The following is a 22,456-nucleotide window of genomic DNA, read 5'->3' as shown; positions in this document are numbered from 1 at the left end:
TCCTTAACTTTTCCCAGTGCTTCCGAATCCGCCGGAGCCTCTTGCTGTTTCGCCGAGTTCTGCAACGACCTTTAGCGACGCCCGAACCACCGGGCAGATCACAAGTTGCGCCACACGATCACCGCTCTTGAACTCTACGCGATTTTGGCCTAGATTCACCAGTAGCACCCCAATTTCACCTCGATAGTCTGAGTCAATAGTCCCGGGAGCGTTGACCATAGAGATTCCGTGCTTCAGCGCTAATCCCGAACGCGGGCGCACCTGACCTTCGAACCCTCGAGGAATTGCCATCTTGATCCCCGTCGGGACGAGTCTTCGCTCAAGGGGTTCCAGGGCAAAGTCCACGGTCGAGCAAAGGTCCATTCCGGCTGCGTCGGCGGTCTGATAGGCTGGCAATACGGCTCCGTCCCCAAGGTAAACAGGAATCTCAATGCTCATCGACCCTCATTTTGACGCAGAAAACGACGATACTTTACATTGTGCGGATCGATGAACTAGGAGAGTCGGCGTATATTCTGCGCGATCTTGAGGTCGAGCCATACGTTTTCGCCTACTCGATCGAGCTGATGAACTTGCCCGGGGTGGAAGAAGTGATCGCCTCGGTCGACACTGTCGGTCTCTACATTGACCCTGAAACGTTTTCAATTGAGTCACTCAACTCTATCGATTTGGCACCCAAGCTGCCAACCAAAGAGCACAAAATTCCGCTACTTTTCGACGGATCTGACCTCAAAGGGATCTGCCGAGAGCTTTCGATGGAACCTGAAGCGGTCTCCAAAGCATTCTGCGCCGCGACCTACACCGTGCAGGCAATCGGATTCCTGCCCGGGTTTCCCTATCTCAAAGGACTGCCTGAGATTTTCCATCGCTTTGAGCGAATTGACACGCCTCGAATCCGAGTTCCTCGCGGAGCGGTAGGAATCGCGAAGGGCCAAACTGGTATCTATCCGCAGGAATCTCCGGGAGGATGGAACCTGATTGGCACGACTCCCATCTTGGTCGCAGATGCAAAAGCTCGGTACTTCCCGTTGAATCCGGGTGATACAATCAAGTTCTTCGAGATAGACGGAGATCAGGCGAGGATGCTTGATGAACAACGACTCACGAGCTATGAAATGGATTGACCTCAACGCCGATATTGGCGAAGGATTCGAGAACGATCTTGCGCTGATGGACGTCGTTTCGTCAGTCAACATTTGCTCAGGGTTCCATGCTGGATCCCCAAAGCTTTGTTACGACCTTCTCTGCGCCGCCCGCGACCACGGCGTCCGCCCCGGTCTCCATGTCGGCTTCCCTGACCCTGGTTCCATGGGCCGTCGCGAACTTAAAGAGGGATACCCCGAGACTTGGATTAGCAGCGTCGCGGTACAAATACTTGAAGCCGGACCTTACGCTTACATCAAGCCCCACGGTGCCCTCTATCATTGGCTAGCAATTGATACGGTTTCCACTCGTACCGTCTGGGATGCGCTGGAAGAAATGGAAAAACCATTGATGGGACTGTCGGGCACCGAGCACGAATTCCAGGCCCGTCGGAGAGGATTGAGGTTTATTCGCGAGGGATTTGCAGAGCGTGGCTATGACACGACCGGAGGACTTCTTCCTCGGTCGGCGGCAGGCGCGATGCTGGATTCGATCCCTGAGATTCAGGCTCAGGCGTTGCGACTCGCTCCGACGGTAGAAACCATTTGTATTCATGGTGACCGACCAGATTGTCTCGAGATCGCTCGATCTGTGCGTACCGCACTCGAAGGCTCGGGAATCGGGGTGGGTGCTTGAGTCTCAAGATCGTTAAGACTTACGGACAAACCTCCGTCTTTGCCGCGCCTCCCAAACTGAGAAAGTATGGTGTTCCGCCAGGCGGCCCACTGGACCCCTTCACCCCTCCGCTCGTGCGAGCCGCACTTTTGGCGGAAGACGACACGCCGGTCCTTGAAGTCCTGGGAACCCTTGAGTTCGAAGCTAAGCGAGACATGACGATCTGCTGGATGACGCCTCACGCCGGGTACGTGAAGCGCCTCAAGAAATTTGAGCGGTACCGCGTGACGACAATTGGCTCGTTTGCGGGCTACCTTGGGTACACCTACCGACCGTTGCCGGAGCGGAAGCTGGCGGGTCTCTTTGAGCCAGTCCGCCAGTTGCGATACATCCCGCTGGAGCAGCGGGTTCCCTTTGATGCGTCTTCGACTTTGGACATCAACCGGCAAGGGTACCGATTCAACTGCGAGCTATCCTCGGAGTTTACGCAGTCGCCAAGTGAGCCAGCTTGCCCTGGTTTGATTCAGCAAACCCCTGGTGGCCAAATCATTATTTTGGGCCCAGACGGCCCTGTCTCGGGCGGCTACCGCAGGCTGGGCGTGGTCATCGCCGCCGACTGGCCCTATCTGGCCCAGGTGTCCGTGAACTCGGATTACGAGTTCATTCCGGTGAACCGTGAGATCGCTATTCATGCTTTGACCGACGTGCGACGGGCGGTCGCCGTACGCTCGCAATTCCTGCGGATCATTCAGCAACGCGAGATTGCGAAGGCGAGCTGACTTAAGGTTCTCGGTTCTCGGTTCTCGGTTATTGTCCGATGGTTAAGAGCTGAGAACTAATAGGCATGTCCGCGTTTCTGAAAAATCTCTGCCAGAAACCTCCCTGTGTGACTTCGTTGGACTCGCGCCACTTGCTCAGGAGTGCCGGTCGCGACGACTTCCCCGCCACCGTTTCCACCTTCGGGTCCCATGTCGATGAGCCAGTCGGCGGTTTTGATGACGTCGAGATTGTGCTCGATGACGAGCACAGTGTTGCCTTGGTCGACGAGGCGATGGAGAACCATGAGCAGACGTTTCACGTCGTCAAAGTGCAAGCCAGTTGTCGGCTCATCCAGGATGTACATTGTATGGCCCATCGCTCGCTTTGAGAGCTCGGTCGAGAGCTTCACCCGCTGAGCTTCGCCGCCCGACAGAGTGGTCGCGGGTTGACCGAGGCGAATGTAGCCCAAGCCAACGTCGAGCAACGTGTCGAGCTTTTTGTGAATCTTCGGGATCGGCCTGAAGAAGTCAACCGCTTCTTCGATGGTCATCTCCAGGACATCGGCGATGGACTTGCCCTTGTACTTAACCTCAAGGGTCTCTCGGTTGTACCGACGCCCCTTGCAGATTTCGCATGGAACATAAACGTCAGGCAGAAAGTGCATTTCGATCTTCAAAACGCCGTCGCCCTTGCATGACTCGCAACGACCCCCTTTCACGTTGAAGCTAAAACGCCCCTGCTGGTAGCCGCGAATCTTTGAGTCCTGCGTTTTGCTGAATAGGTCCCGAATCATGTCGAAGGTTCCGGTGTAAGTCGCCGAGTTGGAACGGGGCGTTCGCCCGATCGGCGACTGATCAATATCGATCACTTTATCAACCGCATCGAGGCCTTCGATTGCATCGTGAGGTTGCCAGGTTGAACGTGTGCCGTGCAGCTCGAACATCAAGCGTGGAAACAACGTGTCCTGAATCAACGTTGATTTCCCCGAGCCTGACACGCCGGTCACACAGACGAACAGGCCCAGCGGGATGTCCACATCTACCCCGCGCAGGTTATGCCCCCGCGCATTCTTGACCCTGATCCACCCCTCAGACATGTAAACGTAAGTCTACACTACGCACTTATCTTGAGAGCAAGGCTTTTTGGATGTATCCGACCGCAGGTTTGGCGTTGTAGTTGGCGTCGAGAATCAGTGCACATCCGTTTTTGCCTTGCGAGAAACCAGGAATCCAACTGTGGCGGTCGGTGATACCCCACATTTGCACGCCTTTGCAGCGCTTGCTATTCAGGGCTAGTTCCATGATCTCGCCATACGCAACGCCCTGTACACGGTAGTCCTGGACTTCTTTTGGAATGATCCCAAAGTTGGGATCCGTGCGTGAAAACGGTTGCACAGGGATTGCGTAATCCAGTTCGGTGATCATCCAGTCGTAGCCGTTCTTTTCGATCTTTTCGACCGCCTGATAGAACCCACTTCCAGGAACAACTTTTGCCCAAGTGCTGACGTGATACTGGAGGCCGATTCCGTCCACGACCCCTCCTTCCGAGCGGATCCAATTGCACATGGCGATGGCGTCATCAAGCTTGCGACCGCCAGCTTCGCAGCCGTAGTCGTTGTAGTACAGCTTGGCTTTCGGGTCGGCCTCCTTTGCCCACTTGAAGCATAGCGGAATGAACTCCATTCCGAGCTTGCGGTACCAGATGCTCGAGCGGACGTTGAACTGGTTGCCGTTGGGAGCGTCGGAGATTACTTCGTTGATGACATCCCAACTCGAGATCTTGCCTTTGTATCGTCCAGCAACGGTGAGAATGTAGTTCTTCAGGAGTTCACGCGTTTGGTCGGCAGTAAGGTCCTTCTCTTTTGCAAGCAACCAGCCAGGAGTGGTGTAGCCCGGCTCGTTGGGATAGCAAAGCACGTGACCCCGCACCTTCATCCTGTTAGCTTGTGCCCAGCCCGTTTTTCCAGGTTCCCCGAGGAGGTAGTCAGGCTTGGAGAAATCAATCTCGTTTAGTCCTTTCCACATCGCGGCGGGCTTAAGATCATTTTCTGGCTCGATGAGATTCACGTGGTCTTTGATTGCCTGAACGTACTTTCCATCATCGGCGTTGCCCTTGATGAGGTCGCTCACCACGCAGGTTCCGAAGTCGAATTTCCGGCGGTCTGCAGCGGATCGCAGTCCCTCGGCACCAGGTTGGGTAAGTAAGGCCAGAGCAAGCATCATCGTCATGATTTACCGTTAGAGCTACTATACACCCCAGTGAGACTCTACCAGTCACGGTCTTGCTACTGCTTCGCCCCGGAGTCGATCCAGTTTTTGATTTTTTCAATCTCTTCAGCGGTCATCTTTCCGCCGCCCTTTGGCATTCGCGGGTTCGGACCGGAGATGACTTTGTAGAAGTTGCTGGCCGCCGAGTTGCCTGGAGCAACGATCCTTGAGAGCCCTGCGAAGGTGTCTGTGATCACTCCAGCCTTCTGACTTGATGAACTGTGGCAGCCGTTGCAGCGCTGAGCCATGATCGGCGAGATCTCGGCGTAGAGGACTTCGGCGGCGGCTGGCTTTGGCTCTTCCTTTTTGGCGGTTCCCGGCACGAAGGTGAACTCCTTGACATCTGGAGCATCCTTCAGCGGGGCAACAGAGTTCGCGATGATGATCAGGTCGCCACCCTTTCCGCTACGGCTGTAGCCCTTGGCGATCCCGTTCGTCGGGTCGATGTAAAGCGAACCAGTGTCTCCACCTGCAATGCGGAATGCGAACTCGTCCAACGACGCACCACGAATCTGCTTCTTGCCCTTCGCCTGCCATCCACTCAGGTCCTTGGTCGCCTTTTCGTCGAAGAATCCGCTCCAAGCCCAGGTGTCGGAATCCATTGCGGGAGCCAAAACTGCGGCCCCCTCGGTGTAGGTGTTCTTCTTCTTGTCAAGCGTAAAAAGCGTCTTGCCGTCGCTAATTTTCAGAGTGTTCTGTGACTCGATCTTGTACAGATTAGGCTTGGCGTAAGTGAGGCTGATCTTCTCCGCTCCACCAGTCAGACGCAGCACGCTGAACTCGACCTTGAGTCCTTTGGCGGCTTGAAGGTTCTTGTAATGGTTGTCAACTGCACCTGGCAGCGACGACTGGAGACCCAGACCTAGGGTGGCGAAAGCGGCAAGAAGTGCAACGGATTTCATGATGGCTTTTGCTATCTTACAGCAATTTTGATGGGGCGTGCGACAACTTGCGATGTCCACAAAGTTCGATACAGATTCTTGAATCGCCCGCTCTGTACTCTGAGAGACGATGAAACGATGGATTGAACTCACTCGCCCCAACTCCGTAGGCATGTCTCCTCTTTTCGCCTGCGTTCCGCACATCCGGGTTGTCCGGGAATATGAGATAGATCCCAAGAACTCTAGGATCGAGTTCGACCAGGAGCACCATTTGGTTGTGCATGAGTCGGTGAACGAGGTGATGAGCCTGATCGAGGCTGCTCGTCACGATGATGAAGATGAGTAAGTCGGCGGGTATACCGTAGGGAGTGTTTGACCAGCCACATCGCCGTTATAATCCTCTACTCGGCGAGCATGTCTTGGTTTCTCCACACCGAACCCAGCGACCCTGGCAGGGGGCTGAGGAAACGGTGGTTGATGAACGGCCTTCCCATGATCCAGGGTGCTATTTATGTCCGGGGAATACTCGGTCAAATGGGGAGGTGAATCCTGATTACCCGTCGACCTTCACATTTGTGAACGACTTCTCGGCGCTCCTCCCTGATACTCCGTTCGAGATCACGCCAGCGGCTGAGCACCTGTTCCAGGCGCGAACCGCCTATGGAGAGTGCCGTGTCATCTGTTTCTCTCCGCGTCATGACCTCACCCTTGCACAGATGTCGCAGGAGGAACTGGAAGCGGTTATCGAACTCTGGAACCAGCAGTATGTCGAGCTGAACGAGAAGTATCAGTGGGTACAGATTTTCGAGAACCGTGGGGCGACAATGGGCGCTTCGAATCCGCATCCGCACGGGCAAGTTTGGGCTTCGGGTCACACTCCTTCATTGGTCGAACGAGAGGACGGCCAGCAAATGCAGTATTTTGATCGGACGGGCACGCCCATGCTTTGCGACTACGTTTCTAGCGAGCTTGAGAAAAAAGAACGGATTGTGGTGGAAACGGACCACTGGGTTTGGCTTGTCCCATTTTGGGCGACTTGGCCCTACGAGGTGATGCTTCTTCCCAAGGCGCATCGACCGGTGTTTACCGATCTAACGCCAGAGGAGAAGAAAGATCTCGCAACGATTCTGAGCATCGGGCTTAAGAAATACGACGCCCTCTTCAACTGCTCGTTTCCTTATTCGATGGGCTGGCACGGCGGGCCGAACAACGGCGAGCCTGTGGACCACTGGCAACTTCACGCACACTTTTATCCGCCGCTGCTACGCTCGGCGACGGTGAAGAAGTTCATGGTGGGCTATGAGATGCTAGGCGAGTCGCAGCGGGACATCACTCCGGAGCAGGCAGCGGCGACTTTGCGAACTTTGTAGCCGCGCTTACACCGGAGAGTCGGCTGAGGGCTCTAAATGTCAATAGTTTCGCTGCGCTTTGGCCCAGCGAAACAGGCAGAAGATTGCGAGTGAAAGAATGAGTTGAAGAAAGAGGCTGCCGAAGTCCATGGGTTGAATCTTCCTCTTTTGGTAGAGACTCCGAGTGGCAGTCTCACCGGGATATATTCCAATCGCTAGATATAATCCTGAATTGATGAAGCCGAAAGATTGGATGGGGGTAGTTGTTCGAGGGCTGGGTCTATGGTTCATTTTGCAAGGAATCACTGGTTTCTTCAGCCTAGTCTTCTTGGTGATTCGGCCAACGGTGGCTGATCAAGGTTGGACTTCGAAGGATTATGTGTTTGCGATCATCATGAACGTTCTCGTTGGACTTATCGCAATTGGATCTGCGGAGGCGGTTTGTGGTTTGTTGTATCCGGATCGGCGAGTCGAAACCACCACTGAGCCTCCGTTATAGCCTCGCTGTCGCTCGATAAGCAGACGAGGGAGTCCGCTGTCCAATGAGGCACAATAAGCTGTGAAAGTCGGCGAATGGCAAGACCTGAAGGTAAAGCGAGAATCCGAGTACGGGCTTTATCTGTCCGACGGCGGGGAGACCGAGGTTTTGTTGCCGGAGAACCAGTGCCCCGATGATGCGCTGGTTGGACACTCGCTGAAAGTCTTCATTTACACCGACTCGGAAGATCGGATCATTGCCACTCGCATGAAGCCCCATGCAGCGGTGGGCGAGTTTGCGGTGATGAAGGTTTTGATGGTCACCGGGCAGGGAGCGTTTCTCGATTGGGGGCTGATGAAGGATCTCTTCTGTCCTTTCAAGCAGCAGCATTTTGAGCTTAGAGAAGGCGATGAAGTTCTGGTTTACGTTTACTTGGACGAGAAATCTAACCGAGTAGCTTGTACAACTCGATGGTCGAAGCACCTGACCCCGCATCAAGACGAACTCGCTCAGGGTGATGCCATCAAGATGTTAGTAGCGGACATTACTCCGGAGTTTGCCTCGGTCATCGTGAACGGAAAGTTCAAAGGGGCGATCTTCCGCGATGAGTGGGTGGACGAGCTGAAGGTTGGGCAGAAGCGGAAGGGGTTTGTGAAACGGGTCCGTGATGACGGACAATTGGCGCTTTCGTTGCGCCCTCAGGGTTACGGTGCGGTATTGGGAGAACGGGATCGGGTCGTTCGGGCATTGGAGGCAAATGGCGGCTCGCTGCCTCTGTCGGATAAGTCGTCGCCCGACGAGATTTTGCGGGCGTTCGGAATGAGCAAAGGGGCGTTCAAGAGGTTGATCGGGACGATGTACCGCGAGGGGATCATCGTGATTGAGGATGACCGAATCGCGCTGGTGATCTGTTGATGATTTCGGTGGTTCGGGGAGCTCTGACGGATCAACCAGTCGAAGTGATTGTGAATGCGGCAAATACTCGAATGCGGGGTGGTGGAGGCATTGACGGTCGAATTCACCATTTGGCCGGAAGAGGGATGCTGGAAGAATTGCGGCGAGTTGCTCCAAGTGGTGCGGAGGTTGCCGAGCCGGTAGTGACTTCGGGGCATGATCTTCCCCATCGTTACGTGATCCACATTGCCGGACCAGTTTGGCGCGAGATCGGGGACGAACCTGACTTGCTTGAGGCAACGTACAGGAATGCCTACTTGAAGGCGGTTGAATTGGGCGTTGAGTCGATTGGGTTTTGTTCGATTTCGACAGGAGCATTCGGATTTCCGCTTGAACTGGGAGGGGAAATTGCGGTGCAAACGATTTCCGCATTGGTAACTGAACAACCTTTGAAGGTCGTTTTTGCGATGTACGGCCTGGAGGAGTTCGAAGTTTTCCGACAACTCCTCTCAGCTAGAGGATCCGAAAACTCTTGATGCTAAGAAGTCGTTTATGAACTTCCCTTCTGGGTCGACTTGTTGGGAGTAGGCTCTCAGATCGGGGAGCCGGGGGTAGACCTCGGCTAGGCGGCTTGGGTCCATCGTGAATAGTTTGCCGAAGTGGGGCCGGGCGCCGAACGGCCTTAAAGCAGCTTCGACCTTGGGAAGGATGGCCCGCACCTGCTCCCAAACTGGTCGCCAAGTGAAATGGAGCGCAACGATGTCCGTGCCAAACGCGGGACTCATCGGTAACTCGTCCCCGGCGACGAACCGAATCTCGGAGACGAATAGCAGAGGCGCAATCTCGTCACCGAGTTTTCGCAGTTCGGCGATCGCCGCCGTGGCGAATTCAAAATCAACAAAGTATTCCGACTGTAATTCTTCTCCCGCACTAGGCGTGAATTCTAGCTTGAAGTGCGCCAACCGCTCGCTCCACGGACCAGGGACTCCAAGTTGATCGGTGCAGTTGACCGGGTCCATCTCGCGTAGTGGGTGACGTTTCACCGTTGCTCGCTTGGCTCCAAAACAGCTCTCCCGCCCTTCGAACAGTCCGCCTTCACGCTCCTTCACCCACATCTGATCGACTGTTTCCCCGGTCCATTTTGTGAACAGGCTCAGGCTGTAGCCATGCTGGGAGACGATATCGAAGTAGGAGGTAAGTGTTGCAAACTCCAAATCTTCATAGACCCATTGCCTCACCTCGTAGCTGGGTTCGATTCGCACAGTTGCGCCCGTGATGATGCCGATTGCTCCGAGGCCGATGGTCGCTAGTTTTGTCTCCTCCGATCCTGCCTCTAAGCGTCGAATCGCGCCGTTCGGACCCATGACGTCCAAGCTCAAGATGTCGTTGGAGAGGTTTTTGTTCTTGCGACCTGATCCGTGAGTTGCGGTGGCACAGGCTCCGATGACGGAGATGTGGGGCAACGACGCCAAGTTGCTCAGCGCCCAGCCTCGGGATGCGAGGTGAACGGCTAACTGGCCATAAGTCACCCCGCCACCGATTCTCACAGAGTGAGTTTCGGCATCCGGTTCTCCAATCTCGTTAAGGCTCTGCATGGAGACCAGAGTGTCAGTGGAATCCGCGATTGTATTGAAGGAGTGTTGAGAGCCTTGAACTTTAATGTTTCGAGAGTTGGCGACCAAGTCGGACAGCTCATCCAGCGATCCGGGCGTGACGTGACGTTCGGTTCCGAACGTCACGTTGCCGGCCCAGTTTTTCACTACCCTTCGCTTGCCTCGTAACGGTCCTTCAGAGAGGCGACGACAGAGGAGTCGGCTAGGGTGGAGACGTCGCCCAAAGCTCGCCCCTCGGCGATGTCGCGAAGGAGCCGTCGCATGATCTTGCCACTTCTGGTCTTCGGTAGTTCAGCCGAGATGTAGACATCATCTGGTCGCGCCACTGGGCCGATTTTCTTGCCCACGTGGGCTTTGATTTCGGCTGTTAATGCGTCCGAAGCGACGAAACCGGCACGCAAAATCACGAATGCCGCAATCGCCTGCCCCTTCACGTCGTGGGTCTTGCCGATAACGGCGGCTTCGGCGACGGCAGGATGGTCGACGAGGGCGCTTTCGACTTCCATAGTCGAGATGTTGTGTCCGGCGACGAGCATGATGTCGTCAACTCGGCCAAGCAGCCAGAGGTAGCCATCCTCGTCGAGCTTGATTCCGTCGCCCGCAAAGTAAGAGTCTGGGAAGCGCGACCAGTACGTCTTTTCATACCTCTCGGGGTCGTTGAAGATTCCGCGCGTCATCGAGGGCCAGGGGTGGTCCATGACGAGGAAACCGCCTTTGGGAGTGTTGGTCGCCCCCGGCCCAGCGACATCGACGCCGTTTCCGTGCTCGTCAAGAACCTTAACTCGAACACCCGGGAACGGATGGGTTGCCGAACCTGGCTTCGTCGCCGTTATCCCAGGCAATGGAGAAATCATGATCGCACCAGTTTCGGTTTGCCACCACGTGTCGACGACCGGACATTTCGACATTCCGATGTTTTGGTGGTACCAGATCCACGCTTCGGGATTGATCGGCTCACCGACCGAACCGAGCAAGCGGAGCGACGACAGGTCGCATCGACCTGGGTATTCAAGGCCCCACTTCATAAAGGTGCGGATGGCAGTAGGAGCGGTGTAAAGAATCGTCGCCCGATGTTTTTCGATAATCCGCCAGAAGCGGTCTTTGTCGGGGGTATCGGGGGCACCTTCGTAGATGAGAACTGTTGCGCCGTTCGCCATCGGACCATAGGTGATGTAGCTGTGCCCGGTGATCCAGCCGCAGTCGGCGGTGCAGAAGTGGATGTCGTACTCTTTCAGATCAAAAATCAGCTTGCTCGTTGCGTAGACGCAAGTCAGGTAGCCGCCGGTGGTGTGGGTGATTCCCTTCGGCTTTCCGGTCGAGCCGCTGGTGTAGAGGATGAAGAGCAAGTCTTCGGCGTCCATCGGCTCGCAGGGGCAGTCGGTGGATTGAGTGGCTACGGTCTCGGACCATTTGAAATCCCGCCCTTCTCTGTAATTGACCGTGCCAGTTGCCTCGCCAGTTCTTTCCAGAACCAGAACTTTTTCGACCGTATCGCATCCCATTTCTAAGGCTTCGTCGGTGATCTTCTTAAGCTGAACAACGTTCCCTCGCCGCCAGCCGCCGTCGGCGGTGACGATCACTTTGCAGCTTGCGTCATTCGCTCGCTCTCTTACCGAATCCGCCGAGAAGCCGCCGAATACAACAGTATGAGCCGCTCCTATGCGAGCGCAGGCGAGCATCGTCATCGGGAGTTCGGGAACCATCGGGAGGTAGATGCAGACTCGGTCGCCCTTTGTCACTCCCATCGATTTGAGAGCGTTGGCGATTTGGCTAACTTGGTCTTTGACTTCGCTGTAAGTAAGAGTTCGGGTGTCGCCAGGTTCACCTTCAAAAATGATCGCGGGCTTGTTCGCTCTGTCGCCCAGAGCGTGGCGGTCGACGCAGTTGTAAGCGGCATTCAGCTTTCCCCCAAGGAACCACTTGGCGTTCGGAGCATCGAACTCCATCGCTGTGTGCCATTTTTCAAACCAATCGAGCTGCTCAGCCCAGCCTTCCCACCACTTCGTCGGATTGTGGTACGCCTCATCATAAATCGCGGGGTCGTTCGCGTTCGCCTGGGCTTTGAATTCAGCGGACGGTTCGAACGTGCGCTCTTCGTGGAGCAAAGACTGGATCGTTTCGGACATGGGCTGGAGGAGATTACCTTTCGAGTTACCCAGTTGCGCTGTTGCCTCTGAGCTCAATGGTAATCTCCCCCAATGGTGCTTGCTTCTGCCTTGGCGCTCCTGAGCTCAGATATCTCAACCGCAAACTTGCGCTCGACTTTGACCCACCTTTCCACCTACCCAAACCGGAATATCAACACCGACTACTGCACGAAGTCTGCCGAATGGATAGCGGGAGAGTTTCGGAAGATTCCGGGGATGGAGGTGGAACTGATGCACTATCAGGTGAAAAAGGGACGCCGAGTTGTTGAGGATCGGGATGTTGTTCAGGTGGTGGCAACCCTTCGCGGAGAGACAGATCGGCGGGTAATGATGGGGGGACATTTCGATACGATCAACCTTGCGGGGGACCCACTCACGGCGATCGCACCGGGCATCAACGACGACGGCTCGGGAGTAGCGGCAACAATGGAGTGTGCACGTCTCATGGCTCAGTCTAAGTGGAAGAACACGCTGGTTTTTGTGGCATTCAGCGGCGAAGAGCAGGGATTGTTGGGTTCTGCGGCTCTGGCGGCTCGGGCAAATAGCGAGAATTGGCAGATTGAAGCTCTCTTGAACAACGACATTATCGGCGGATCGCAGTCGGGGCCACTAAAGGATAAAAAGCGCGTTCGACTGTTTAGCGAGGAGAGCGAGAAGCACAATAGCCGCGAGTTGGCACGATGGATCGAATGGAACGCCCGGGGAAAAGTGAAGGGGTTCTCACCTTGGTTGGTACTTCGCAGAGACCGGTTCCAACGAGGCGGCGATCATACTTCGTTCAACAACGCTGGCTTCACTGGCGTGAGATTTACCGAAACCATCGAGGCACTGGACCAACAGCATAACGAGAAGGACACGATTGAAGGCATCGACTTTGGGTACTTGGCTAATGTCGCCAGGGTGAACTTGGTCTCGCTACAGGCGCTGGCTAACGCAGGCCCTGCTCCGACGGATGTCCGCTACGACCCGAAGCAGGCCCATAGCACCACGATCAAGTGGAAGGGCGCACCGGGGACCAGCTATCGGGTGTATTGGCGATCTTCATCCTCAATGTTATGGGAAGGTTATCGCGATGCCGGCGAAGCGAACGAGATTACGATCCAGGGCGTAAACAAGGACGACCATGTGTTTGCGGTGGGTGCCGTTGGTGGCGTCCCCGTTTCTGTGGGGTAGGGGAAGTGTTAGAACGATGACAGAGGGAGTTTCAGCGAGTCTTGAGGTGGGTTACGAGACCGGCGGTGGATGGGTTGTGATCACCGGGGCTACCGGCGGATTGGGGGAAGCCTTGGCGAAGGCGTTTCGTTTCTAGCGCTGCAACATGATCTTGACCGGGCGAGATTTGAAAAAGCTCGAGGCGCTGAAGGCGGAGCTGATCGCCGCCGACCAGAAGCCAGAGGGTCTAGTAGAGAGGGACACGATTCAAATCGAGTGCATTGTCGCCGAGTTGGGTAAACCCGAGTCAGCTCGCGAGCTGTTTGACAAAGTCACTGCGCTGGGCCGACCAATTGGAGTGCTCGTTAACAATGCCGGCTTCGCCGATTTCGGGCCCTTTCATGAGGCACCTATTGAGAAGCTCGTAGAGATGCTCCTAGTCAACGTTCGCGCAGTTACCGAACTCACTCGACTGTTCTTGCCCGCCATGGCCGAGCGAAAGCGTGGCTACATTCTGAATGTCGCCAGCACTGCCGCATTCATGCCCGGCCCGCTGATGGCGGAGTACTATGCGACAAAGGCCTATGTGCTCTCGTTAAGCGAGGGGATTCGTGAAGAGCTTAAGGGGACTGGTGTTTCGGTCACTTGCTTATGCCCAGGTCCGACTTCAACAGGTTTTCAAGAGCGAGCTGAGATGGGTGCATCGAAACTGGTTAAGTCAGGCTTGATGAAGCCCTTTTCGGTTGCCCTGCAAGGCGTACACGGAATGTTTCGAAGAAAGGCCATCGTCATTCCTGGGTTCAAGAATAAGATTCTGGCGTTTATCCCCAGGCTCATGCCAAGATCAATTATTCCAGGAATCGTCCTAAAAGCCCAGGAAGAAAGCCACTAGGCCAGCTTGCTCGCCCCGGTGTCCAGAGTGAAGAATTCTACGACATCGTCCAGTCGATCTGCTTCGGTCTGACATGCGCCAACCGCCTTTCCGAGCATTGCCTGTGTATCGGCAATCTCGCTTTTGATGCCAGCGATCTGAGTCTCCAGGTCTTTTATTTGAGCCTCAAGTTTGCCAACATAAGTGTTGGTCTTGTGGTTCATCATGTCCTCGTAAGCCGATAATGCAGCAAGCTTTCGTGAGGCATCGGCAACGACGCTTTCAGTGTTGACACCCATTGCCTTACCCATTGCGCCCAGGGTCGCCTGCACGGTTGTTCGCTTAACGTTCAACGGAAGCTCGGCAGGCAACGAGTTGATGACTTCCAACGCCTGCTCTGCACCAAAATCTGCTTTCGGCAATCCGGCCGAATCGTAAACTGCCTGGAACTGAACTACTCCGCCCGGAGCCATGACAGGAGTCGTCGTCGTTTCGGGAACCTTGATCTCGTTTAGATTTGGACCTGGCGCGTCGGCCACGATCTGTTCAACGGTCTTTGTCGGTGCTACCGCCATTTTTGTCGAGGTGTCGATTCCCTTGCTCTCGGGCATCTCCACGAATAGCCCCGCCGCTTTATTCAAAACGTTTCGAATACTCATAATTGCTTACCCAATCGTACCCACGAGCTCTTCCATGGGGGTCACTGCCTCGATCGCCTCCGTGAGCGAGTTGGTTTGGATGACTACCTCATCAATATCCGCCAGCACCTGCTCCGGCGAACGTGCCCGGATTTCGTCGTTGATGAGGCCAAAGGCGTCCGACATCAACTCCATCTGGTGGCGGAGGTTTGTTAGAATTTGCCCAATTCGATCCACAAACTCTCGCCGTCTTCCCAGAACCTGCACTCGCTTCTCAAGAATCGCCTTTGTGGCAACTACTTGCTCACCGTTCACACGATCCTGAATTTCTCCAATTTCGCGATCGTAAAAGCTTGCCAACACCTTTGCAACCGTGGAACTCCAATCCTCACTGGGCTTGGGGATAAAGAGATCGCCGGGATTCTTTTGCTTCCGGGTTTCTCGTTCAGAAATTTGGTCCAGTGCGCTCTTCTCTTCACGCGTGAGCTGGTCGTAAACCTCGTCGATCAAGCTGACGAGGTAGCGCATGAACTGTGCTTCTTTGAGGGCAAAATGGAGGTATTTCTCCATCAAGAAATCGAGTTTGCGTAGGGCTTCCCGAAACCACTTTTCTTCGCTTCGCGATTGCTGACCGATCTGGTCTCGGGCGGATTCGAGCCGAACAAAACGCTCCCGAATATCCGGATGAACCTGCGGGAAGACTTGGTTCTTCAGTTCGCGCAGTCGGGCTCTGACTTCCTCGTCGAACTTCGACTTCATCCGGTTCTCGTACCACTTGGAATCTGGAACAAAAAGCAAATAGGCCGCCTCGGCAACGAGTCCGACAAGAAGGGGAATCGGGTTCAAAAGTGCCGCCGAAGCCGCCACAAACCCCGCCAACCCGACCAGGTTGAAGTTCTCGCTCGCCGCTGCGGCGAGGCGGTTGCGAACACTTTTGTATGTTGGTTGCGAAGGATCGATGTTCAGTATTATCCCCTACAGAGTTCGGAAGAGGTCGCGAATCTCGTTCACCAGCAACTGGAACTGAGGCTGTTCTCGGATATCTTTGCGCCAGGCGAGTCCACGACCAATGAGATCAATCGTGTGTTTGATGTTCGCACCAGGGATGGGTTTGCCATCTGCGTCGCGCTCTCGGCCCAGTAGCCACAGCGTGTCGCAAACGGTGATCGCCGCCTCAATATCGTGGGTGACGACGATGAAGGTTTTTAACTCGTCCGTTCGCGCCATTTCGCAGATGAAGTCGCACATCTCGTCCAGTGCAAGCGGATCGAGGCCACTGAACGGCTCGTCCATCAACAAGAAATAGTCGCTGCACATGAACTGCTGGGCGATTGCGACGCGTTGGCGCATTCCACCCGAAAGTTGAGCCGGATATTTATCGCCGTGCTCAGCCAGTCCGAAACGGGTAAGAAGCTCCTTTCCTTTGCTCGACGATTCTTCCGAAGACAGACCCGCCTGACGGCCCGCGATGACGAGGTTCCCGATTACCGTCCGGTGACGGAACAGCGGATACTGCTGGGCAACAACCCCGACCATTCCTGCTTTCACGTCGATACCGTTTTCTGTGACCTTCACCGATCCGCTGTCGGGGTGGTTCAGTCCGGCGAGAATTCTAAACAGCTGGGTCTTGCCCATTCCCGACGGACCGAGTAATCCAACAACTTGCCCTTGCTGCATCCCTGGTCGGTGAATGTTCTTGATTTCAGCGTGGACATCGCGGAGTATTTGGCGTCCGCCGAGTTCGAGGTTGACGCCCTCGACCTTGAGAACTGTCTCCTTGAGTTCATGTTCAAAGCTCATCTATTTTCGCTCCAAGCTCAGGTTGGAGTAGGGGCAGAGGAGGTTTCGGACAAAGCCGATGAGATAGTCTTGGAAAAGCCCAACCACTAAGATCGTGATCTGAATCGCAAAAACTCCATCGATGTGAAAGAACCGCTTCTCACTTTCCAACAAGATTCCGATCCCGCCTTCGGCGCGGGCGATACCCTCAACCATTGTGAGCATCATCCAGCCAATAGCAGCATTCTGTCGCATCACTTCAAACGCTTGATCGAACGTGCCGAGCACAACAACTTCCCAAACGACCTTCCACTCCGGCATTCTTAGCGTTCGTGCGTGGTCGAACTCTGCCTTTGGGATCGCGCTCACCACTGACGCCATGGAAGTTAGAAAGAAGACCGACATACCAAAGACGAGCAGGCTCAGCTTAAGCGCGGGTCCGCCACCAAGCGTTAAGGTGAACACCAGCGAGAAGCCGATCAAACTCAGAAACCGAGCCTTACTAAGCGCGCTTACGATCGGTCGGAAGAACGGAATGACCGTGAAGTAAGCAAGAACCAAGCAGATCGCCGACGAGATCATCACAGCCTTAAAGTTCAGGCCGATGCTCGTCAGAAGCTCCTTACCAAGCCCCCTCGTATTCCAAAGGTTTGAGAAAGCCGAGGCTACTTCGCCAGGCTTTGGCAGAACCTTGAAAGGTGAAGTGATCCAAATCAGAAGAAACAGAGCGATTTGGATGACGACAATCGTAATTAAGGTCGTTCGCGAGATCGAGCGGTTCGGGAGGAATGCGTCAAGCAGTCCTCCCGATTTAGCCTGCGCCATCTCAGTTGCTCGCCTTGATCTTGATCTCGACGCGGCGGTTCATTGCCTTGCCTTGAGGAGTGTTGTTTGGAGCTAGAGGCTGGGTTTGTCCGTGAGCAATGACCGTGATGCGCCCCGCCGGGAATTGCCTCGGCGCCTGCTTCTCTAGCCACTGCTTGACCGCGAAGGCTCGTGATTCGGAAAGTGCCATGTTCGAGTTTGGATTGCCGACGTTGTCGGTATGACCGTGGATCTCGACGAACGTGTTTCCGGCAACAAGGAGGTCTTTTATCAACTTGCTCAGTTCAGACGGAGCTGAGCCAGTGAAGGCGGCTCGCCCAGATTCGAACTTGATATCCCAGTTCCGTTTACTGATGGTACTGGCCGTTGACGCTCTGCTCTTATCCACCACCGGCGCCGTTCCTGCATTCGTTCCCTTAACAGAAGCAACGTTGATTCCCGTCTGTTTCACCACATTCTTAAGGTAGGTGAGGTCTACGATGGAGTCGTAGGCTGGATAGCTACTGATCACCTCGGGGTACTGCGAAACGACAAGTTTCCCGAAGGTGTCGTAGACTGCTCGGAAAACGTTTGCCGACCCTGGAACTTCGCCGAACAGGAGAAGGTTGTCGGCAAGGTTGTTCACCGCCGAACCGCCGAGTTCAATCGGCTGACCCGTAGCGTCATTTTCAACCGTTCCCTTGTAGTACCTCTCCCAGTAACTGGCATCGGCACTCTTTTCTTGGTACACCTGCTGGCTGATCTCGGCGCCCTTGCGCAGAGCGGCCGAAGAGGATCGCACGGCGTCTCCGCCATCAAAGATGGCTTTGAGCATGCCTTCGACCTTGTCGCTGTTTTGTCGGCACCACTTGTCAATTCCGATGATCACGCATGGCATCTGAGCCGAGTATTCCTTCGTCGAGACGATGCTCACCACTCCACCTTTCTTGGAGGCAACCGCAACATCGCCGGGAGTCCAGGTGACGACGCCATCGACTTTGATCTGCCGCTTTTCGCCGGTCTTCTTGCCGTTGCGGACAACGTCCCTTGTCTCGGTGTAACCCGCAATATACTTTTCCGTCGCATCCATGTAGTCGTTCGCAGCAACCCAGTTGAGGGCGTCAGGATCGTAAGTCTTTTCGTCAGGGTTGTTCTTGAGGCCGTTGTCACCGAGCCACTTGAGCGCGATGTTCCAGTCGCCATCTCGAAGGTAACCAGCAACTACGCCGCCTTTGGATGCCGCCGGATTCTGCTTCCAATCTCTCGGTCCCATGAACTTGTCCTCACCGCGAGAGAAGCCAGCGGTGCCGACGATCTTCGCCGTGTACTCAGGGCCAATCTTCTTGAGAGTATCGTTTAAGCCTGCAAGGAACGCGGCCGAACCGTCGCCCATAATGCTGACGAAATGCGCGCCCCGCTTGGGCTGAGGGTTGCCTTGGCTGAGCTCGGTCGCGAACGCGACGAGGGCCTCCTGCATCTTCATCGCATCGTCTTGACGCGACAGGTTCAGGTTGACTCCGTTCGCGTTCATCAGGCTTCCCTGAGTGGTGTTTGGTCCACCGTTGGCAAACATCAGACCCATCTGAGCGTTCCAAGCCCACAAGAGCCACCGCATCTGATCTCCACCGCCCGCCTCGCGAGTCGTTGGTAGAGTCATGTTTGCTACACTTGATGCCGTCGGTGCTCCGTTAAATGTCGGAAGATCGGCTTTTATGGGCACCGCACTCTCCTTGATGGCGGCTCCCGGGATCAACCCCGAAAGACCACCGCCTCCGCTGAGGGCCTTCCATCCCCCAAACAGGACTCCACCAAGGACGAGAAGAATGGCGACTTTTCCAGCAGGTTTCAGTTTCACTTTTACGTTGCCCTTCGAGCCTCCGCGCAAAGCACGAAAACTACAGACACAAATTTATACTAAATTGGGGGGCAATTGGGTGCGATTTCGTGCTTAGTTTCCTAATAACTTATCCATCGTCTCACGCCAGTTCCCCACTCCGGGTACTGATCGAACGATGCCATCAGCATCGATAATGATCGTGGCGGGGTAGCTCAGGATTCCAAAATCCATAGGGACGTTACTTGTGAGTCCACCGGCGAAGTGGTTGGGCCACCAATACTGCCGATCTTTGATCCGCGCTTGCGTGTAAGTGATGTTCCAAGCATCGGTGTTGATTCCCATCACTTGGACCAGATTTGCGTTCTTAAGGACCAGGTCACGGTAGTTGTTGATCTCCTCTCCGCACCAGAATCCCCAGAAGTGGATAATCGTGATCTTCCCTTTCAGGTTCGCCAGATTGATCTTTTTTCCGTCACTGAGCGCGAACTCGTACGCGGGCGCTGGCTGGCTGAGAATGAACTTGGTCCGCAGGTCGTAAACTCGTTTTGCTCTCGCACCTGCCTTCGTTTTTGCGTGAGTTACTGAGATCGCTCGCAGCCGGTTTAGGTCACCTTTCTCGTCGGCAAACGCCAAAAGTTCTTTCGCTAACGCTGTGGAGGCAAGCACCTCGGGATTCTTGGATTTGAGCAATACAGATTCGAGTTTCCTATACCGATCAATCCCCAGATACTGAACAAAGACCGATTGCTCGATCGGCTCGCAGAGTGCCTCCGAGTCGCGATACTTCTCAATCAGGTTCGCCGCGATCTTTTCGATCTGCGTAAAATCGTTCAGATAATTCGCCATCGTCTGGAAATACACCATCGATAGCCGACACTTTGTTCCTTTGTCCTTTGCGTTCGACTCAAACATCCCGGCGTCTTCCGCAATTAGCTTCAGGGATGCGAGGTACTGCTTGTACGTGTTCTCCGCCTGCTTCTGAGTCGTGATCTGATTCATCATCAGATCAAAGTTCGTCACGCTCGCTCGTAGACGAACCATAAGCGGCTCAACCCTCGCGTCAAACTCCTTCTGTGCGGGCGAAACACAAAAGGCTCCCAACAACACCAGAGAAGCGAGAGCCTTCATATAATCACTATGACGCAGATTTAGCCTCGTTGTTTACCTTCGACTGCCGCAAGCAGAATCGCTGATGCCAAAACCAGGCGATTGTCGATCATCCCCTGAATTTCACAGCGGAGATGGTAGCTGAATGGGTTAAAGTTTTGACGAAGGTCAACGACTCGTTGGCCGTTGATGAGAATGTCATAGTTCTGCGGAATCAGGCCATCGGCGAGTCGCCGCAACATACTCAGCAGCATCGAGTCCTCGATCAGCGTCGCGATCTGAACCCCGCTTGGGTCGCAGATGATCCATTCATCGCGAACCATTGAACTCCAACCCTTTCGCTGGAGGATTCCGATGCCCTGATTCGTTGTGTTATCCCAGATGTCGTAGGCGGCTGAGAAATCGACAATTTGCCGAGCGCGAATCGACATCAACGACTGGGTCTTTGCCTGATCGGCGTAAACGTCAATCGCGAGCTTCCACTTGAACCCCTCTTGGTGAGCCAGGAACATGAGGTTGTTGGCTTCATCGTAAACGAAGTACTCCGCCCCGATCAGTTTGAGTAGGGATCGTTTGATCGTAAAAACGCGCTGAGTGAGCCGCTGTGCGAGCAATGACATTGCTGTTCATTTTGCGCGTTTCGTTGCCCTAACGCAACTACTTTTCTGAGTTAAGTTCAAGTCTTCCTGATTTGCCTTGCAATCTTAGCTTTACCAGATCTCGAAGCATTCTTGGTCCATCCCTCATCAGGACCACCTTGGACCCCTCTTGATGTCGCCAACGGATGGGCACCTCGGCGATGTCGTAGCCTAAATCTCGTGCAATCATCATCGCCTCGAAATCGAACCCGAATCCGTCGAGTTTACAACGCTTGAAGACATCCTCTGCAGCGGCGGCTGTGAACATTTTAAAGCCACACTGGGTGTCATCAATGCCTTTAATGCAGAGCAATTGCACGGCTCGATTGAACGCGCGGCCAAGCTGCTCGCGGTACCACGGCTGACGAACTTCGAGCGCAGAATCCTTCAGTGGACGAGAACCGATTGCGATTGGTGCCCCTTCGTCCATGGCCTTTAACAGCTTCTCTGTTTCCTCTTGCGGGGTTGCAAGATCGGCGTCGCAGAACAAGACCCTGTCTGCGTTTGCCCGAAGGATGCCATACCGCACCGCAAAACCCTTGCCCCGATTCCCACCGTATTCTAGAAGCCTAAAGCGTGGATCTGCCGCTGCAACACCATGGACAATGTCGGCAGTTCCGTCTTTCGAGCCATCGTTCACGACTGCGCATCGCCACGTATAGTCCTGCGAATCGTAGTATTCGGCAATCCGAGCGAGGGTACGACCAAGTCTTTCTTCCTCGTTGTATGCAGGAATAATGACTTCTAAGGCGACGCGATCGGACAAAGCGAAAGTAGTTTACAACCTAGCCACTTTTTTGGTTCCCGCTAGAGCAGCCTTCGTGGCTTGGAACAAGGCTTCGGCCATCACTTCCTGACCCTTCTGGCTGGCAATGAAGGATTCGTCTTTGGCATTTGTCAAGCAACACATTTCGACCAAAACAACCGGCACTTCGCTGAAGATTGAACCAGTGAGCGCGCCCTGCTTTGCCCCGACTCTGGTCTTGACGTCGCCCATCAGCCCGTTATCTTTGAGGTGTTTCGCCAGGTGCTTGCTGAGTTCGGCGTGAAACAGCTTGCCCTTCTCGGTTGAAGCATCAATAATCGCCTGCGAAGGGCCAGTCTTTCCGCCCGAAGTTCCTTTCTTCATCGGGACGTACACGGCAAATCCGCCGCCCTCATTTGCGTCGCAATGGAGCCTCACCATGATATCTGCTTGTACCTTGTTGGCCACTGCCGCACGATCCTTGTTCTTCACGAACTGACCTTCTTTCGCTTTGGTCAGAACGACCTTGAACTCAGCTTTTTTCAGTTTCTGCTCCAGGAGCTTGGCAACTTTCCACGCTGCGGTCATCTCGCTGATTTTCTTACCTGCAGTCCCGCGTCCGACTTCGCTGGGGTGTCCAGGGTCGATGCAGATGGTTTGCGCGTTAGCCATCATCGCGACTGGCAGTGCTAGGAGCGAAACAAAGCAGCGACGAATGACTTCCAACTTTCGACCTCCA

General features: G+C 54.7%; 24 protein-coding genes and 1 pseudogene. 10 read left to right on the top strand and 15 right to left on the bottom strand.

What is annotated here, in order from left to right; genetic code table 11:
- Positions 1–3: 3 nt before the first annotated feature.
- Entirely contained in the window at positions 4–438 is a 435-nt protein-coding gene (gene dut, locus WCK51_08530) for a dUTP diphosphatase (GenBank protein MEI7576924.1), read from the bottom strand.
- Between the two features lie 41 nt (positions 439–479).
- Between dut and WCK51_08525 the strand changes: the two genes are divergently transcribed.
- Genes WCK51_08525 through WCK51_08515 form a run of 3 tightly spaced genes read left to right on the top strand, consistent with a single transcriptional unit; the run spans position 480 to position 2,537 of the window.
- Positions 480–1,124: a carboxyltransferase domain-containing protein gene (locus tag WCK51_08525; GenBank protein MEI7576923.1), complete on the top strand. Its 645-nt coding sequence runs from the start codon at positions 480–482 to the stop codon at positions 1,122–1,124.
- Positions 1,090–1,779 (top strand): LamB/YcsF family protein, encoded by a 690-nt coding sequence (locus WCK51_08520; protein MEI7576922.1) that lies wholly within the window; start codon positions 1,090–1,092, stop codon positions 1,777–1,779. Before WCK51_08525 ends, WCK51_08520 begins: the two co-directional genes overlap by 35 nt.
- Positions 1,776–2,537, top strand: coding sequence for a hypothetical protein (locus tag WCK51_08515; protein ID MEI7576921.1), 762 nt, complete (start codon positions 1,776–1,778; stop codon positions 2,535–2,537). The genes WCK51_08520 and WCK51_08515 overlap by 4 nt, the downstream gene beginning before the upstream one ends.
- Before the next feature lie 56 nt (positions 2,538–2,593).
- Here the strand turns inward: WCK51_08515 and WCK51_08510 are convergent.
- From WCK51_08510 to WCK51_08500, 3 genes and pseudogenes are all read right to left on the bottom strand, one after another.
- Positions 2,594–3,610, bottom strand: a pseudogene (locus WCK51_08510) (excinuclease ABC subunit UvrA).
- Between the two features lie 28 nt (positions 3,611–3,638).
- On the bottom strand, positions 3,639–4,739 hold the full coding sequence (locus tag WCK51_08505) for an endo-1,4-beta-xylanase (protein MEI7576920.1): 1,101 nt from the start codon (positions 4,737–4,739) through the stop codon (positions 3,639–3,641).
- A gap of 62 nt (positions 4,740–4,801) precedes the next feature.
- Positions 4,802–5,686: a hypothetical protein gene (locus WCK51_08500; protein MEI7576919.1), complete on the bottom strand. Its 885-nt coding sequence runs from the start codon at positions 5,684–5,686 to the stop codon at positions 4,802–4,804.
- Positions 5,687–5,795: 109 nt separating this feature from the next.
- Here WCK51_08500 and WCK51_08495 point away from each other — a divergent pair, with 109 nt between their 5' ends.
- The 5 genes from WCK51_08495 to WCK51_08475 all read left to right on the top strand — a co-directional run bounded on the left by WCK51_08495 (position 5,796) and on the right by WCK51_08475 (position 8,922).
- On the top strand, positions 5,796–6,011 hold the full coding sequence (locus WCK51_08495) for a hypothetical protein (protein MEI7576918.1): 216 nt from the start codon (positions 5,796–5,798) through the stop codon (positions 6,009–6,011).
- Positions 6,012–6,033: 22 nt separating this feature from the next.
- Entirely contained in the window at positions 6,034–7,035 is a 1,002-nt protein-coding gene (locus tag WCK51_08490; protein ID MEI7576917.1) for a UDP-glucose--hexose-1-phosphate uridylyltransferase, read from the top strand.
- 214 nt (positions 7,036–7,249) lie between these two features.
- Positions 7,250–7,513 carry a hypothetical protein gene (locus WCK51_08485; GenBank protein ID MEI7576916.1) on the top strand — a complete coding sequence of 88 codons (264 nt, stop codon included), beginning with the start codon at positions 7,250–7,252 and terminating at the stop codon, positions 7,511–7,513.
- A gap of 60 nt (positions 7,514–7,573) precedes the next feature.
- Positions 7,574–8,407, top strand: a complete 834-nt coding sequence (locus tag WCK51_08480; GenBank protein MEI7576915.1) for a S1-like domain-containing RNA-binding protein — start codon at positions 7,574–7,576, stop codon at positions 8,405–8,407.
- Positions 8,407–8,922, top strand: a complete 516-nt coding sequence (locus tag WCK51_08475; protein MEI7576914.1) for a macro domain-containing protein — start codon at positions 8,407–8,409, stop codon at positions 8,920–8,922. Before WCK51_08480 ends, WCK51_08475 begins: the two co-directional genes overlap by 1 nt.
- Here WCK51_08475 and WCK51_08470 read toward each other — a convergent pair.
- Entirely contained in the window at positions 8,896–10,146 is a 1,251-nt protein-coding gene (locus WCK51_08470; GenBank protein MEI7576913.1) for an FAD-binding protein, read from the bottom strand. The two genes, WCK51_08475 and WCK51_08470, sit on opposite strands and share 27 nt — an antisense overlap.
- Positions 10,146–12,125 (bottom strand): acetate--CoA ligase, encoded by a 1,980-nt coding sequence (gene acs / locus WCK51_08465; protein MEI7576912.1) that lies wholly within the window; start codon positions 12,123–12,125, stop codon positions 10,146–10,148. The genes WCK51_08470 and acs overlap by 1 nt, the downstream gene beginning before the upstream one ends.
- Before the next feature lie 72 nt (positions 12,126–12,197).
- Here acs and WCK51_08460 point away from each other — a divergent pair, with 72 nt between their 5' ends.
- Positions 12,198–13,319, top strand: a complete 1,122-nt coding sequence (locus tag WCK51_08460) for a M28 family metallopeptidase (protein ID MEI7576911.1) — start codon at positions 12,198–12,200, stop codon at positions 13,317–13,319.
- Between the two features lie 145 nt (positions 13,320–13,464).
- Positions 13,465–14,190, top strand: a complete 726-nt coding sequence (locus WCK51_08455) for an SDR family oxidoreductase (protein ID MEI7576910.1) — start codon at positions 13,465–13,467, stop codon at positions 14,188–14,190.
- On the opposite strand, the gene WCK51_08450 is transcribed toward WCK51_08455, so the two are convergent.
- The 9 genes from WCK51_08450 to WCK51_08410 form a co-directional block, all read right to left on the bottom strand.
- The gene (locus tag WCK51_08450; protein MEI7576909.1) at positions 14,187–14,828 is read right to left on the bottom strand and encodes a hypothetical protein; all 642 of its coding nucleotides are present in this window, start codon (positions 14,826–14,828) and stop codon (positions 14,187–14,189) included. The two genes, WCK51_08455 and WCK51_08450, sit on opposite strands and share 4 nt — an antisense overlap.
- A gap of 6 nt (positions 14,829–14,834) precedes the next feature.
- On the bottom strand, positions 14,835–15,686 hold the full coding sequence (locus tag WCK51_08445) for a hypothetical protein (protein MEI7576908.1): 852 nt from the start codon (positions 15,684–15,686) through the stop codon (positions 14,835–14,837).
- 96 nt (positions 15,687–15,782) lie between these two features.
- Positions 15,783–16,607, bottom strand: a complete 825-nt coding sequence (locus WCK51_08440; protein MEI7576907.1) for an ATP-binding cassette domain-containing protein — start codon at positions 16,605–16,607, stop codon at positions 15,783–15,785.
- Positions 16,608–17,411 (bottom strand): nitrate ABC transporter permease, encoded by an 804-nt coding sequence (locus WCK51_08435; GenBank protein ID MEI7576906.1) that lies wholly within the window; start codon positions 17,409–17,411, stop codon positions 16,608–16,610.
- A 1-nt stretch (position 17,412) separates the two neighbouring features.
- Entirely contained in the window at positions 17,413–19,245 is a 1,833-nt protein-coding gene (locus WCK51_08430; protein MEI7576905.1) for an OmpA family protein, read from the bottom strand.
- A 93-nt stretch (positions 19,246–19,338) separates the two neighbouring features.
- Entirely contained in the window at positions 19,339–20,355 is a 1,017-nt protein-coding gene (locus WCK51_08425; protein ID MEI7576904.1) for a TlpA disulfide reductase family protein, read from the bottom strand.
- A gap of 20 nt (positions 20,356–20,375) precedes the next feature.
- The gene (locus tag WCK51_08420) at positions 20,376–20,954 is read right to left on the bottom strand and encodes a hypothetical protein (GenBank protein MEI7576903.1); all 579 of its coding nucleotides are present in this window, start codon (positions 20,952–20,954) and stop codon (positions 20,376–20,378) included.
- 37 nt (positions 20,955–20,991) lie between these two features.
- Positions 20,992–21,738: a dolichyl-phosphate beta-glucosyltransferase gene (locus WCK51_08415; protein ID MEI7576902.1), complete on the bottom strand. Its 747-nt coding sequence runs from the start codon at positions 21,736–21,738 to the stop codon at positions 20,992–20,994.
- A 12-nt stretch (positions 21,739–21,750) separates the two neighbouring features.
- A complete protein-coding gene (locus WCK51_08410; GenBank protein MEI7576901.1) occupies positions 21,751–22,443 on the bottom strand; it encodes an N-acetylmuramoyl-L-alanine amidase in 693 nt (230 codons plus the stop codon).
- Between the last annotated feature and the right edge of the window lie 13 nt (positions 22,444–22,456).

It is taken from the genome of Armatimonadota bacterium (assembly GCA_037138755.1).
Taxonomy (GTDB): domain Bacteria; phylum Armatimonadota; class Fimbriimonadia; order Fimbriimonadales; family Fimbriimonadaceae; genus Fimbriimonas.
The sequence above is the reverse complement of the archived record's forward strand: the minus strand, read 5'-3'. Positions and strand labels throughout refer to the sequence as shown.

What these genes read in the sequence shown, in the direction of transcription:
- dut (MEI7576924.1), bottom strand. Translation starts at nt 438, where the DNA reads ATGAGCATTGAGATTCCTGTTTACCTTGGGGACGGAGCCGTATTGCCA.
- WCK51_08520 (MEI7576922.1), top strand. Translation starts at nt 1,090, where the DNA reads ATGAACAACGACTCACGAGCTATGAAATGGATTGACCTCAACGCCGAT.
- WCK51_08505 (MEI7576920.1), bottom strand. Translation starts at nt 4,739, where the DNA reads ATGATGCTTGCTCTGGCCTTACTTACCCAACCTGGTGCCGAGGGACTG.
- WCK51_08500 (MEI7576919.1), bottom strand. Translation starts at nt 5,686, where the DNA reads ATGAAATCCGTTGCACTTCTTGCCGCTTTCGCCACCCTAGGTCTGGGT.
- WCK51_08495 (MEI7576918.1), top strand. Translation starts at nt 5,796, where the DNA reads ATGAAACGATGGATTGAACTCACTCGCCCCAACTCCGTAGGCATGTCT.
- WCK51_08485 (MEI7576916.1), top strand. Translation starts at nt 7,250, where the DNA reads ATGAAGCCGAAAGATTGGATGGGGGTAGTTGTTCGAGGGCTGGGTCTA.
- WCK51_08475 (MEI7576914.1), top strand. Translation starts at nt 8,407, where the DNA reads ATGATTTCGGTGGTTCGGGGAGCTCTGACGGATCAACCAGTCGAAGTG.
- acs (MEI7576912.1), bottom strand. Translation starts at nt 12,125, where the DNA reads ATGTCCGAAACGATCCAGTCTTTGCTCCACGAAGAGCGCACGTTCGAA.
- WCK51_08460 (MEI7576911.1), top strand. Translation starts at nt 12,198, where the DNA reads ATGGTGCTTGCTTCTGCCTTGGCGCTCCTGAGCTCAGATATCTCAACC.
- WCK51_08455 (MEI7576910.1), top strand. Translation starts at nt 13,465, where the DNA reads ATGATCTTGACCGGGCGAGATTTGAAAAAGCTCGAGGCGCTGAAGGCG.
- WCK51_08450 (MEI7576909.1), bottom strand. Translation starts at nt 14,828, where the DNA reads ATGAGTATTCGAAACGTTTTGAATAAAGCGGCGGGGCTATTCGTGGAG.
- WCK51_08440 (MEI7576907.1), bottom strand. Translation starts at nt 16,607, where the DNA reads ATGAGCTTTGAACATGAACTCAAGGAGACAGTTCTCAAGGTCGAGGGC.
- WCK51_08435 (MEI7576906.1), bottom strand. Translation starts at nt 17,411, where the DNA reads ATGGCGCAGGCTAAATCGGGAGGACTGCTTGACGCATTCCTCCCGAAC.
- WCK51_08425 (MEI7576904.1), bottom strand. Translation starts at nt 20,355, where the DNA reads ATGAAGGCTCTCGCTTCTCTGGTGTTGTTGGGAGCCTTTTGTGTTTCG.
- WCK51_08420 (MEI7576903.1), bottom strand. Translation starts at nt 20,954, where the DNA reads ATGTCATTGCTCGCACAGCGGCTCACTCAGCGCGTTTTTACGATCAAA.